The 12,702-nt window shown below is 71.8% G+C and carries 11 protein-coding genes; 6 read left to right on the forward strand and 5 right to left on the reverse strand.

Annotation, left to right across the window (positions count from 1 at the left end):
• Nucleotides 1-141: 141 nt before the first annotated feature.
• Genes SROS_RS48515 through SROS_RS01445 form a run of 4 tightly spaced genes read left to right on the forward strand, consistent with a single transcriptional unit; the run spans nt 142 to nt 3,768 of the window.
• A complete protein-coding gene (locus SROS_RS48515) occupies nt 142-672 on the forward strand; it encodes a hypothetical protein (RefSeq protein WP_012887083.1) in 531 nt (176 codons plus the stop codon).
• Nucleotides 669-1,874, forward strand: coding sequence for a peptidoglycan-binding protein (locus SROS_RS01435; protein ID WP_012887084.1), 1,206 nt, complete (start codon nt 669-671; stop codon nt 1,872-1,874). The genes SROS_RS48515 and SROS_RS01435 overlap by 4 nt, the downstream gene beginning before the upstream one ends.
• Entirely contained in the window at nt 1,871-2,563 is a 693-nt protein-coding gene (locus SROS_RS01440) for an ABC transporter ATP-binding protein (protein WP_012887085.1), read from the forward strand. Before SROS_RS01435 ends, SROS_RS01440 begins: the two co-directional genes overlap by 4 nt.
• The gene (locus SROS_RS01445) at nt 2,563-3,768 is read left to right on the forward strand and encodes an ABC transporter permease (RefSeq protein WP_012887086.1); all 1,206 of its coding nucleotides are present in this window, start codon (nt 2,563-2,565) and stop codon (nt 3,766-3,768) included. The genes SROS_RS01440 and SROS_RS01445 overlap by 1 nt, the downstream gene beginning before the upstream one ends.
• Before the next feature lie 56 nt (nt 3,769-3,824).
• Here SROS_RS01445 and SROS_RS01450 read toward each other — a convergent pair whose 3' ends face one another.
• Nucleotides 3,825-4,685, reverse strand: a complete 861-nt coding sequence (locus tag SROS_RS01450) for a DUF4394 domain-containing protein (RefSeq protein WP_012887087.1) — start codon at nt 4,683-4,685, stop codon at nt 3,825-3,827.
• 241 nt (nt 4,686-4,926) lie between these two features.
• Entirely contained in the window at nt 4,927-6,165 is a 1,239-nt protein-coding gene (locus SROS_RS01455; protein ID WP_012887088.1) for a GNAT family N-acetyltransferase, read from the reverse strand.
• Nucleotides 6,166-6,776: 611 nt separating this feature from the next.
• On the opposite strand from SROS_RS01455, the gene SROS_RS01460 reads away from it, so the two are divergent.
• Nucleotides 6,777-7,142, forward strand: a complete 366-nt coding sequence (locus SROS_RS01460) for an ACT domain-containing protein (protein ID WP_245564536.1) — start codon at nt 6,777-6,779, stop codon at nt 7,140-7,142.
• On the opposite strand, the gene SROS_RS01465 is transcribed toward SROS_RS01460, so the two are convergent.
• Both SROS_RS01465 and SROS_RS01470 read right to left on the reverse strand, forming a co-directional pair.
• Complete coding sequence (locus SROS_RS01465) at nt 7,139-7,843, reverse strand: DUF899 domain-containing protein (protein WP_012887091.1); 705 nt, start codon at nt 7,841-7,843, stop codon at nt 7,139-7,141. The two genes, SROS_RS01460 and SROS_RS01465, sit on opposite strands and share 4 nt — an antisense overlap.
• Nucleotides 7,844-7,954: 111 nt before the next feature.
• Nucleotides 7,955-8,836 carry a maleylpyruvate isomerase N-terminal domain-containing protein gene (locus tag SROS_RS01470; protein ID WP_218919798.1) on the reverse strand — a complete coding sequence of 294 codons (882 nt, stop codon included), beginning with the start codon at nt 8,834-8,836 and terminating at the stop codon, nt 7,955-7,957.
• Between the two features lie 253 nt (nt 8,837-9,089).
• On the opposite strand from SROS_RS01470, the gene SROS_RS01475 reads away from it, so the two are divergent.
• The gene (locus SROS_RS01475; protein WP_169369220.1) at nt 9,090-11,843 is read left to right on the forward strand and encodes a TIR domain-containing protein; all 2,754 of its coding nucleotides are present in this window, start codon (nt 9,090-9,092) and stop codon (nt 11,841-11,843) included.
• Between the two features lie 213 nt (nt 11,844-12,056).
• On the opposite strand, the gene SROS_RS01480 is transcribed toward SROS_RS01475, so the two are convergent.
• Nucleotides 12,057-12,692, reverse strand: a complete 636-nt coding sequence (locus tag SROS_RS01480; RefSeq protein ID WP_012887094.1) for a TetR/AcrR family transcriptional regulator — start codon at nt 12,690-12,692, stop codon at nt 12,057-12,059.
• Nucleotides 12,693-12,702 lie beyond the last annotated feature (10 nt).

Raw genomic sequence — 12,702 nt, forward strand, 5'->3', positions numbered from 1 at the left:
GTTTCCTCCCCGTTAGTGATCGTTCTCGGTGGCCGCGGAGACGGCCGGCGGTCATGGAAACGCCGGGGAAACACGCCGTCGCGTTACATCACCTTCCGACAGGCCGGAAGGGGTCCGGCCACGACGGAAGGAGACGGGACGATGCGACTTCGGATCCGCAGCGCGCTGGTGGCACTGCCGCTGGCGCTGACCTTGGCCCTGACCGGATGCGGCGCGGACGACGGTGGCAGCACGGTGGCCTCGGCGGGCGGCGGCAAGAAAGGCGACGGCGCGGCCGGCGCCGCCAAGAGCGTGAGCCCGGACGAGATGGGGGTGAAGTTCGCGCAGTGCATGCGCGAGCACGGCGTCGACATGGAGGATCCCAAGCCGGGTGAGGGCATCAGGCTCACCCTGAAGAAGGGCCCGGAGTCGGAGAAGGCCATGGAGGCCTGCCGTGAGTACAGCCCGATGGAGAACGGCCCCAAGCAGGCGGACCCCGAGGCCGAGGAGAAAGGCCGCAAGTTCGCCGCGTGCATGCGCGAGAACGGCCTGGAGGAGTTCCCCGACCCCCAGCCGGGCCAGCGCGGGATCAGGATCGACAGGAAGATGGGCGAGGACCCGGACTTCGCCAAGGCCCAGCAGAGCTGCCAGGGCATCTTCTCGGGAGGCCCGGGCGGCGGAGCGGACCAGTGACGGACGGAGCCGCCGTGCGGGACCAGGAGAACCGGACGGACGAGACGGACCAGGTGGGTCGGGCGGGCCAGACGGACCAGGAGAACCGGGCGGATCGGGCGGCCGTGGAGGAGACGCGCCCGCGCCGGCGGAGGCGCCGCGGCGGGAGGGTCGCCCTTACGGTCGTCGCCGCGGCCGCGGCCGGCGCGGCGGGCGTGGCCACGCTGGGACTCGGCGGCGGAGGCCCGGCCGGCGACACGGCGGAGAGCGCGCTGCCGCCGGAGACCGCCGCGGTGACCCGCCAGACGCTCATCGACACCCAGAGCGCCGACGGAGAGCTCGGCTACGGCCCGGCGACCACCGCGACCAGCAGGCTGTCCGGCACGCTCACCCGCCTGCCCGGCACCGGCGACCGGATCACCCGCGGCAAGGCGCTGTACAAGGTGGACGACAGGCCGGTGACGCTGCTGTACGGCTCGCTGCCCGCCTACCGCACGCTGGCGCAGGGCGTCGAGGGGCCGGACGTCAGGCAGCTGGAGAGGAACCTGAAGGCGCTCGGCTACGGCGGGTTCACGGTGGACGAGGAGTACACCTACGCCACGGCGGAGGCGGTCATGCGGTGGCAGGAGGACCGGGGCCTGGACGAGACGGGCACCGTCGAGCTCGGGCACGTGGTCTTCGCCCCCCACGCCGTCCGCGTGGAGAGTCTCCAGGCGGGGAAGGGCGACCTGACGGCGCCCGGCGGCAAGGTGCTCTCCTACACCGGCACCACCAGGGCCGTCACCGTGGAGCTCGACGCCGCCGACCAGCGGCTGGCCAGGAAGGGCGCCAAGGTCACCGTCACGCTCCCCGACGACACGACGGTCAAGGGCCGGGTCGACGAGGTCACCACAGTGATCGACCCGGGTGAGGGCCAAGGCGAAGACGCGCAGACCAAGGTCGAGGTGGTCGTCGAGCTCGTGGGCGGGAAGGCCCGCAAGGCCGTCGGCGCCTATGCTCTGGCCTCGGTGGACGTCTCCTTCACCGCCGGCACGCGCGAGAACGTGCTCACCGTCCCGGTCGCCGCGCTGCTGGCGCTGCAGGAGGGCGGCTTCGGCGTGGAGGTCGTCAGGGGTGCCGCCTCGACGTACGTCCCCGTCCGGACCGGCCTGTTCAGCGGCGGCCAGGTGGAGGTATCCGGGGACGGGATCGCCGAGGGCGCGACCGTGGGGATGCCGAAGTGATCTCCCTGACGGACGTGACGAAGGTCTATCCCGGCGGTGTCACCGCGCTCGCCGGCGTCTCGCTGCACATCGGCGGCGGCGAGCTCGTCGCCATCGTGGGCCCGTCCGGCTCCGGCAAGTCGACCATGCTGAACGTGCTCGGCACCCTCGACCGGCCCACCTCGGGCAGCGTGCACATCGGCGGGTACGACGTGGGCCGGCTCTCCGACGCCAAGCTGTCCGCGCTGCGGGCGAGCCGCATCGGCTTCGTCTTCCAGCAGTTCCACCTGGCCGCGGGCACCGCGGCGCTGGACAACGTGGCCGACGGGCTCCTGTACTCCGGGCTGCGGTCCGGCGAGCGGCGCCGTCGCGCGGCGGCGGCGCTGGAGCGGGTGGGCCTCGGCCACCGCATGGACCACGAGCCGCACGAGCTGTCCGGCGGCGAACGCCAGCGCGTCGCCGTCGCGCGCGCCGTGGCCGGCGACCCCGCGCTGCTGCTCGCCGACGAGCCGACCGGCGCTCTCGACTCCGCCTCCGGGGCCGGGGTGATGCGGCTCATGCGCGAGCTGCACGCCACCGGCACCACCGTCGTGATCATCACGCACGACCGGGAGATCGCCGCGTCCCTGCCCCGCCAGGTGCGGATGCGCGACGGCCGGGTGGTGGCCGACTCCGTCCGGCGCGACGCCGCCGTGCCGGAGGTGAGCTGATGGCCGCCGACGCGCTGCAGCCGGCCCGGATGTGGCCGGGCGACGTGGTCAAGGTCGGTGCGGTGGGTCTGCGCACCCGCCCGATGCGGGCCTTCCTGTCCGCGCTGGGCATCGCCATCGGCATCGCCGCGATGGTCGCCGTCGTCGGCATCTCCTCTTCCTCCCGCGCCGACCTCGACCGCGCCCTCGCCTCGCTCGGCACCAACCTGCTCACCGTCTCGCCCGGTACGACCATGACCGGCGAGCAGGCCCGGCTGCCCGTCGAGGCCGAGGCGATGGTGGGCCGGATCGGCCCGGTGTCGGCGGTGTCGGCGATCGGCTCCGTCGACGGCGCGAAGGTCTATCGCACCGACAAGGTCCCCGCGACGGAGACCAAGGGGATCGCCGCCTACGCCGCCCGGATCGACCTGCGCGCCGCCATCGGCGCCGAGGTCAGGAGCGGCACCTGGCTCAACGCCGCCACGGCCGCCTACCCGGCGACGGTGCTCGGCGCGACCGCCGCGGAGCGGCTCGGGATCGGCCGGGTAAAACCCGGCACGCAGGTGCTGATCGGCGGCGAGTGGTTCACCGTGGTCGGCATCCTCGACCCGGCCCCGCTCGCCCCCGAGCTGGACACCGCGGCGCTGGTGGGCTGGCCGGCGGCCGAGTCCGAACTGGGCTTCGACGGGCATCCGACCACCGTCTACACCCGTTCCGAGGAATCCCAGGTGGAGTCGGTCCGCTCGGTGCTCGGCGCCACCGCCAACCCGGAGGCGCCCAACGAGGTCGAGGTCTCCCGCCCCTCGGACGCGCTCGCCGCCAAGCAGGCAGCGGGTGAGGCGTTCACCGGGCTGCTGCTCGGTCTGGGCGCGGTGGCCCTGCTCGTCGGCGGGGTGGGAGTGGCCAACACCATGGTCATCTCGGTGCTGGAACGACGGGCGGAGATCGGCCTGCGCCGCTCGCTGGGCGCGACCCGAGGTCAGATCCGCACCCAGTTCCTCGCTGAGTCCCTCCTGCTCTCTGCCCTGGGCGGGGCAGGCGGCGCGTCGCTGGGCGCCGCGGTCACCGCCGGGTACGCCGTCTACCAGGGCTGGCCTGCCGTCGTCCCACCCTGGGCGGTGGTCGGCGGGGTCGCCGCCACCCTCGCCATCGGCGCTCTGGCCGGCCTCTACCCGGCGATCCGCGCCTCCCGCCTCGCCCCCACGGAGGCGCTGGCCACGACGTAGCGCCGGCGGTCAGGGCCGCCCGCCGCGCCGGGCGGCCCTGACGACGGGGGCGGGGGTCACTTCCGGAAGAGCGGGATGGCGATGTCGACGACCTGACGATTGGCGGGGAACGCGTTCTGGAAGGTGGCGGCGCCGGTGAGCAGGTCGATCAGATAGAACTTGTAGGAGCCGCCGACCCGCAGCGTGGCGAAGGCGACGTTGGAGACGGTGACCTCGTTCCGAAGCGAGCTGTAGACGTCGAATCCCGCTCCACCGGTCGCGGCCACGCCGAGGCTGCCGGTCGGAGCCAGGGTGCCCGCGTTGGCGGGAGACTGGACGCTCACCCGGTTGGCGGTGGTGTCGACGTCGAAGAGCGTCGTGGAGGTCACCGCGCTGAGGTCGTTGTTGGTGTATCCGGCGCCCGAGACGCCGAGCGCGGTGGCGCCCGGAGCCGGCGGGATGGCCGGATTGGTCAGCGTGGCGTCGGCCGCGGTCGTCCCCGCGGCGGGGGTGCCGACCGGGTCGTCGATGTTGTGCCGCAGGTTCTGCCCGGTGTCGCTGATCACGCGCAGCCGGTTGGCGGCGGGGTTGAAGTCGACGCCGAAATGGCTGCCGCTCAGCGCCACGGTCAGCTGGGAGACCTTGCGCGCCCAGGCGGCCCCGTTGAGCGTGTAGACACCGCCCAGGTCGCCGATGCCGTACAGCTTGCGGTTCTGCACGCGGTAGTCGATGCCGACGATCCTGGTGTCCTCCTGGAGTCCGGAGATCTTGCCGAGGTCGCGGGTGTGGTCGGCGGAGTGGCTGTCGAAGCTCACCAGGCGCTGGTCGCTGGTCAGCCCGATGACGTTGAGGCGGAGGCGGCTCTCGGCCAGCGCGGGCACGACGGTGCCCGCTCCCGCGCTCAGCACCACCAGGGCGACGGTGAGTGTTCTCCGCATGTGCTCTCCTTGAAATCGAACGTCAAAGGTCGCACCCAGTGGGATAGCCGACCCTCGGTGATCCTGTTTCCGCAGGTTAAGCGGTTGATCTCCGCTGGGTCGGGCTCTGCCGCGGTGTGTCGCCTGTGATCACTCGGCATCGGTTTCCAAGGCTGGACATTCCCCTCCAAAAACCGGAAGGCGCCACCGGCCGGTCGAACGACGAGATCGCCGCGTCATGCGCGGGTGGCGGATGCCGACGTCAGTACGGCAGGTAGTAGCTGAGAACGTCGGCGGTGAGCGGCGGGAACAGCGCGTGGAACAGCCGGCTGTCGGGGCCGGGGTAGACATCGGGCCGGATCCGGGACAGCCCGTCGATCCCGTGTGGGCCGAACAGCAGCGCCGGCAGGTAGTCAGGTGCCACCCCGGCGCCGTCCACGACTCCGGGCCTCTGCATCGCGCCGCCGGCGGTGACCGCGCCCAGGCCGTCGGCATGGACCGGTATCCGGTAGTGGGCGCCGAAAGTGGAGATGACGATGTCGCGGCCGGCGCGGTCGATCCCGGCCGCGACAAGGCGGTGCCACAGCACCGGCCGCAGCCGGTCCAGCAGCGCCGTCACGTCCGGGACACGGAGGTAGTACTGCTCCGCCTCCGTCCGTCGCTCGGCGGGAAGGAGGTCGCTCCAGGCCGCCGCGGCCACCGTGCCCGCCCGCTCGACGACCCGTACCTGCCCGCCGGGGACGAGCGCGGCCACGCCACGGAGCAGATCCAGCGCCGCCTCCTGATCGAGCGCGGCGGCCTCGGCCAGGAGCACCTCGTCGTCGTCCGGCGGCGTGGTGCGCCCTGTGGCGACGACGCGGTCGCCGCGCTCCACCACCCAGGTCGTGCTCGCCTCGTGGGCCAGCAGCCATCGCCGGCGCGTCGCCGGATGCGGCACGGCCACGTCGAACCGGCTCTGCGCCATGTCCTGCAGCGCCGTCATCGCCGGGATGTCCGAAGGCAGGGCGGCCCGTAGCGCGGGTGTCCCGTCCCCGGCCGGTGGGGTGCGCACGACCGGCGCGGGCGGTATGTCGACGGCGTACTCGTAGCCGAACAGCCGGTAGAAGTACGGGATCCCGATCATTATCTGCAGAACGTGACCCCGGGCGGTGGAGCGCTCGTGCGCCCACCGCATCAGCGCCCGCACGAGCCCGCGGCCTTCGTACTCCCGGTCCGTGGCCACCAGCTCGACCTGGCCGGCGGGGAGCCGTACGTCGGCCAGCCGCAGCTCCTCGTCGAGGAGCGTCGCGGTGGAGACGACCCGGTCGCCGTCGACCACCACGGCACAGGCCGGCCACCCGGCCTCGGGGTCCGTCACGACCAGCCGGTGGTCGAGGGCGTCGGCGGGCTCCCCGCGTTCGGCGAGAAGCGCGCCGATCTGGTCGAGGTCCGCCGGACACGACTGTCTCAGGACGAGACCGTCAGCCAGCGGGACCGGCGGGGGAGCGGCAGGCACGATCACGCTGGGGACTATTCCACCGCCCTGGCGGCCCGTCCATCGATTTTCGCGGCCGCCCGCCGCCCGGTGACCGGCCGCCGACAAGGAGCGGTCAGCGCCAGCCGGGCAGGGGCGCAGATCGATGCGCCGTCTGCCTGTGGGTTCCCGTGGGGGCATGCCCGTGCGGCCGGGGAGTGGCCTGGACGGTGTGGGGGCGACTTGGATCACTTGATGACGTGATTTTGGGATCGCTATCTGTCGTGGTCGGCCCTGAGGGCCGGATCCGTGAGCCGAGGTGCCTTGGTCGAGGTTCAGCCAAGGTGGGTTTCAACCGGTAGTTCGTTCCACGAATTTGTTGTCGGCCCGGCGAGTAAGCATGTTGACGGCCGGATCGGGACAGTGGCCGCGCTGGTGCGGTCCACGTTCCTGGTGAATGCCGTGTACGCCGATTCCGCCCGCGCGTACGCGGCGACTCTGGGCGACCGTGAGGTGGTGGGAGCCATGCTCGTGGCTGGTGCGGTGACCGGAAGCGTTCACTGGGTGCCGCTGGCCGAACGAGCGAAGGTCGCAGGGTCTCTGGTAGACACGCGTCCATGAACTCGCCTACGACTCAGCACCTGCGCATCGTCTCCTCAGTGTTCGCCGTCGAGCAACTGCCGCATGCGGCGTCACCCGGGGACGACTGGGTCGTGCTTGTCCGCGGGCCGGAAGGGCTGACCGTTGTCCGTGCGGTCCGGCCTCTGGAGTCAGGGGAACGGTGGATCGGTTTCTACAGTGGCGCCACCGCCCATGACCTGGACGTCCCCGGAATGCTGGCGGCGATCGTCACACCGCTGGCACAGGCGGCGATACCGGTGTTCGTCGCCTCCACCTTCCACGCCGACCTGGTTCTGGTTCCCCAGCAGACAGAGCAGCAGGCCGTCATCGCCCTGGAGGAGGCGGGACACCACGTGGAAAGCGGGGACGGCGAGGCCGGTGAACCTTTCTGGTCACAGCATTAGACGTCGTACTTGTCGTGGTGGAGGAACTCGTTGATGTATTTCTGCCGGCCGAGTGGTGTCAGATCGAGGTAGTTGTACGTGCCGACCAGTAGATCGGCACCCCGCCCGTACGTCGAGTAGGTGTGGAACACGCTGTCGCCGTCGCGCAGGAAGACGCTCATGCCGTGCCCGTCGCCCTTCACGAAGAAGGCCAGGCCCTCCCGCATGAGCGTCGCCTTGTCCTTGTAGTTGTACTCGACGGGCGCGACGGACTCGTCCATCGTGGCGTTGAAGTCGTAGTTGAAGTCGCTCCTGTACGACGAGTACCACGGCACCGTCCAGCCCATGCGCGCCCTGAACCGCTCGATGCCGGCCAGCGGCGCACGGGAGGCGAGGACCAGCGAGGTGTCGCGCGCGTGCAGATGCGACAGGTGGCCGATGTTGTCGACCAGGAGCGAGCAGCTCGCGCAGCCCTCGTCGGTGTCCCAGAGCCACATGAAGTGGTAGACGATGAGCTGGCGGCGGCCGTCGAACAGCCCCGGCAGATCCACCTCGCCGTCCGGGCCGTCGAAGACGTAGTCCTTGTCCACCTTGACCATGGGCAGCCCGCGGCGTTCCTCGGTGACCACGTCCCGCATGCGGGTGAACTCCTTCTCTTTCGCGAGAAGCTCCTTGCGAGCGGTCAGCCACTCGTCTCGGGACACGACCTGGGGAAGATCCATCTGCTCTCCTTCTCCGGGAGCTCGGCGAGTGCGGCGTCCGCGCCGTCGTCCACGGTCACGGCATGAACCCGGGAACCCGGGAATCCGGGAACCCAGGAAGACGGCGGCGGCTCAGTCGGGGCGTGACAGCGGATACGAGTTCGACGGCAGGCGCACGGCGCGGAGGAACGCGGGCAGCAGCCATGGCCGGGGGCCTGCGACGCGGACCTTGCCGGTGAGCGCGGCACGCACCTTGCCGACCCGGCCGAACAGCATCAGGTTGAGTGTCGCCGGATCGAAGGACAGGCGCACGTCGGTGCCGCCGCCCGGCTCCTCGACCGACACCCGGCCGTCGCGGAGCACCAGCGTCACGGGGACGGTGTGCCTGGAGCGGAACTCGACCGCGATGCGGCGCCCGCGCGCGGGCTCTCCCGTGTCCAGCAGCCGCCCGATGTCGTGGCGGAGCACTCCGATGAGGAACATGTCGAAGAACAGGGCGGCGTCCTGCGGCGGCATCGCCCAGTGGGCGCCGGTGGCGCGGGCGATGTCCCACCCGTGGATCATCAGTTCGTTGATCAGGTGAGCGAGGACTCCCGCGGCGGGGACCCGGGCCCCGCCGAGCCAGGTCACCGGCGTCGCGGGGTCGAGGTGCTCGCCCGCTCGCAGGATGCGGTCGATGTCGGCGCGGAGCCGCCGGCCGAGCACCTGCGGATCCCGTTCGGTGAAGTCTCGCAGGACCATGTCGTTGAGACGGGCGACGGTGTCCACCGTGGCGGCCAGGATGTGACCTTCGAGGGCGGGGAACGGGTGGGGGAGCTCGTCGGGCCGCAGGATCGAGGCGTACAGCGAGGCGATGGTCGCCACGTGGGCGGCGGTGTCGGCCACGGACCAGTCGGCGGTCACCTTGGCCCGGGGGTCCCGCGAGGAGGAGACCATTTCGACGAACCGGTCGCCGGTCTCCCTGAGAGAATCACGTGTCGCCGACCATCGGCTGTGCATGATTTTCGCGGCCACGCTTTCCCCCCAGGATTTCTCCGGACGCGGTCATGTTAACAATCGGCCGGGGCGGCGCTTTTATTCTGGATTGCGCATTTATCGCGCCAGGGAATCGACGTGCCGGGCCGGGACGGGGCTCCGGAATTCCCGGTACGGCACGGGCCTGATGCGGACCTCGCGGGCCAACCGGCGTTCCCTCCCGGACGTCCTATCCCCGCCAGCGATGGATCGGGTGCGCCGGAGGCCAGATATGACCGAACCCTCCTCTTCCATGGAAGACACGAAAGCGGGCGGCAGGGAAACGGCGAAACGCTACGCCGCCTTCATCTCCTACTCGCACGCCGCCGACGGCAAGCTCGCACCCGCCGTTCAGGAAGGACTCGGGCGACTCGCGAAACCCTGGAACAGGCGCCGGGCGCTCAACATCTTCCGGGACGCCTCGGGGCTGGCCGTCACCCCGGACCTGTGGAACGACCTCCGCACCGCTCTCGACTCCTCGGCCTGGCTGGTGATCATGGCCTCTCCCGAGGCGGCAGCGTCCGAGGGGGTCGGCAAGGAGATCCTCCACTGGCTGTCCACCCGGACCCCGGACCGGATCCTGCTCGTCGTCACCGGCGGCACGCTGAGGTGGGACAGCCGGGCCGGTGACTTCGACCGGGAGGCGTCGACGGCGGTCCACCCCGCGCTGTACGGCCGGCTGCGCGTCGAGCCGCGCCACGTCGACATGTCGTGGGCGAGAGATTCCGACCGGCTGACCCTGCGCGACAGCGTCTTCCGGGACCAGGTCGCCGAGATCGCCGCGCCCCTGCACGGTCTCACCAAGGACGAGCTCGACAGCGCCGACATCCGGGAGGAACGGCGTGTGCGCAGGCTCGTGCGCCTGACCATCGGCAGCCTGTCGATCCTGCTTGTCGCCGCTCTCGTCGCGACGGTGCTGGCCGTGAACGCCCTGGGAACCGCCAACCGGCAACTGAAGATCGCCACCGCGCGCTTCATGGCCGACCGCGGCGCGCTGATCGGCGACTCCGACCCTGTCCTGTCCCAGCTCCTCGCCGTCGCCGCCACCCGCGTCGACCCCCTCAACGCCGACGGCCGGCACGGCATGATGGCGGCCCTGGCCAGGCCGGGCCGCGGTGAGCTGCTCGGTCATACCGGCGGCGTGATGTCGGCCCAGTTCAGCCCCGACGGCCGGAGCGTCGTCACGGCCGGCCTCGACGGAACCGTACGCCTGTGGGACAGATCGTCCAGGAAGCAGATCGGATCACCGCTGACCGAGCCCGCGGAGAGGTACACCTCGGCGGCGTTCAGCCCGGACGGCGGCCTGCTCGTGACCACGAGCCTCAGCGGCTCGGTCCGGCTGTGGGATCTCGCACGCCGCCGGCCGCTGGGCTCCCCGCTCACCGGTCACACGGGCTGGGTCTACACCGCGGCGTTCAGCCACGACGGCCGCCGGCTGGTCACGGCCGGTGAGGACGGTACGGCCCGGCTGTGGGACGTGGCCACGCACCGGCAGGAAGGCGTGCTGGTCCGCCGAGGCCGGGTGATCTCCGCGGCGTTCAGCCCGGACGACCGCCTGCTGGCGACCGTGGGGGATGCGGAGGACGAGGGCGTGATCCAGCTGTGGGACACCCGGACCCGCCGGCGGATCGGCGGCGCGTTGAAGGGGCGCAACGGTTTCGTCGCCACCGTGGCGTTCAGCCCGGACGGGCGCCGGCTGGCCACGGGAGGCAACGACTACGCCACGCAGCTGTGGGATGTGACCACCCGCCGGGAGGTGGGGACCGGTCTGGCCGGCCACGGCGGCGCTGTGACGGCTGTGCGGTTCAGCCCCGACGGAAGCGTCCTGGCCACCAGCAGCGCGGACGGCCTGGCCCGGCTGTGGGACGCGGCCTCCGGTGCGCAGATCGGTACGCTGACCGGCCACACCGGCTACGTCACCTCGCTCGCGTTCAGTCCCGACGGCCGGGAACTCGTCACCGCGAGCCGCGACGACACCGCACGGCTGTGGGACGTCTCGGTCCACCGGCAGCTGGGCGCGGCGCTCACCGGGGGCTCCGGTCCCGTCGGCTCGGTGTCGTTCAGCCCTGACGGCAGGCGGCTCGCGACGGCCCACGCCGACGGCGTCGCCCGAGTGTGGGAGGTCGCCGCGACCCCGCCGAGGAGCGTCGCGCTGACCGGCCACACCGGTGCCGTGATGGTCGCGAGGTTCAGTCCCGACGGCCGCACGCTGGCCACCGCGGGTGAGGACGGCACGGTCCGGCTGTGGGACGCGGCCTCCCGCGAGCAGATCGGGACGCTGTCCGGGCATGAGGGGCGCACGTTCGTCCTCGCCTTCGGCGCGGACGGAAAGACCCTCTTCGCCTCCGGCGGGGACAACGTCGTCCGTCAGTGGGATGTCCGTACGGGGCGCCGGACCGGGATCTCCATGGCCGGGCACGCCAAGGAGGTGATCCACATGGTGCCGAGCCCGGACGGCCGGACCCTGCTCACCTCGGCCGCCGGCACGACGCGCCTGTGGGACACGGGCACGGGCCGGCAGCTCGGCGCCGCCCTGAGGGGCGCCGAGGATCCCTTCGTCGCCGTCGCGTTCAGCCCGGACGGCCGCACGCTGGCCGCCACCGACAGTCACAACCGGCTGGTCCTGCTCGACGTCGCCACCCGTAAACAGGTCGGCGCGTCCATGCTCGGCCATACGGGCCCGGTGTACGCCGTGGCGTTCAGCCCCGACGGGAAGACCGTCGCGACCGCAGGCGAGGACCGGTCGGTGAGACTGTGGGACGTCGAGACGCACCGGCAGATCGGCAGGCCGATCAATGGTCATGACGGAGCCGTCCAGGCGATCGCCTTCGCCCCCACCGGTCGGCTCGTGGCCACCGCCGGGGTCGACGGGACGGCGCGTGTCTGGAACGTCTCCGAGGTGGTCGACGTCCTGTCCCAGACCTGCGCGGTGGCGGGCCGTCCCATCAGTCCAGAGGAGTGGCGGCTCTACGCGCAGGACCTCCCCTACCAGCGGGTCTGCCCCTGATCCGGCGAGCTCCGGGCGACGGCGGACCAGGGGCCGCCCTCGGCCGCCGGTTGGGGTGAGCGGTCGGCGGTTGTGGCCGGGGGCCGGTGGGGTGAGTGGTCGGCGGTTGTGGCCGGGGGCCGGTGGGGTGAGTGGTCGGCGGTTGTGGCCGGGGGCCGGTGGGGTGAGTGGTCGGCGGTTATAGCCGGGGCCGGTGCTGTGAGCGGTCGGCCGCTACGGCCGGGGGCCGGTGAGGCCGTGCCGGAGCAGGCCGGTGAGGGTGTCGATCGCCTCGTCATCCCCGAGGACCCGGCCGATGGGTTCTCCGCCGCCGCCGGCCCAGACCGCGCAGAACCCTTCAAGCAGGGCGTTGAAGGCCGATGCCAGGACGGCGGGATCGCCGGGTAGGTCGAACCCGGCGGCCTGGAGCCGCTGGAGGTGCTCGCGCATGGTCTGCAGCTGGGCGTGCCTGATCTGTGCCACCCGCTCGGCGAACTCCGGGTCGACCAGTGCGGCCTGGCCCAGCGCATGGATCTCGGGGAGGTGCGCCCGGTAGGTGTGCCAGTACGTGGCCACGCGGGCGCGCAGGGCCGGCTCCTTCGACAGGTCGTCGCCCGCCTCATGGGTCGACAGCTCCTCGCCCGCCTGGGCGAACCAGTCGGCCAGCAGCGCCTGGAGCACCTCCTCCTTGCTCGCGAAGTGCTTGTAGAACGAGCCGGCGGAGCGTCCCGCCTCCGCGGTGATGTCGGTGATCTTGGTGTTGAGATAGCCGTTGCGGGCGAACACCCGGCGGGCGGCCTCCTTCAGCGCGACCTCGGTCTGCGCGGCCTTGGCCTTACGGCTTGCGGCCGTCGGCTCGGATGCGGACACGCGCCCCCCT

Source organism: Streptosporangium roseum DSM 43021, assembly GCF_000024865.1.
Lineage (GTDB): Bacteria > Actinomycetota > Actinomycetes > Streptosporangiales > Streptosporangiaceae > Streptosporangium > Streptosporangium roseum.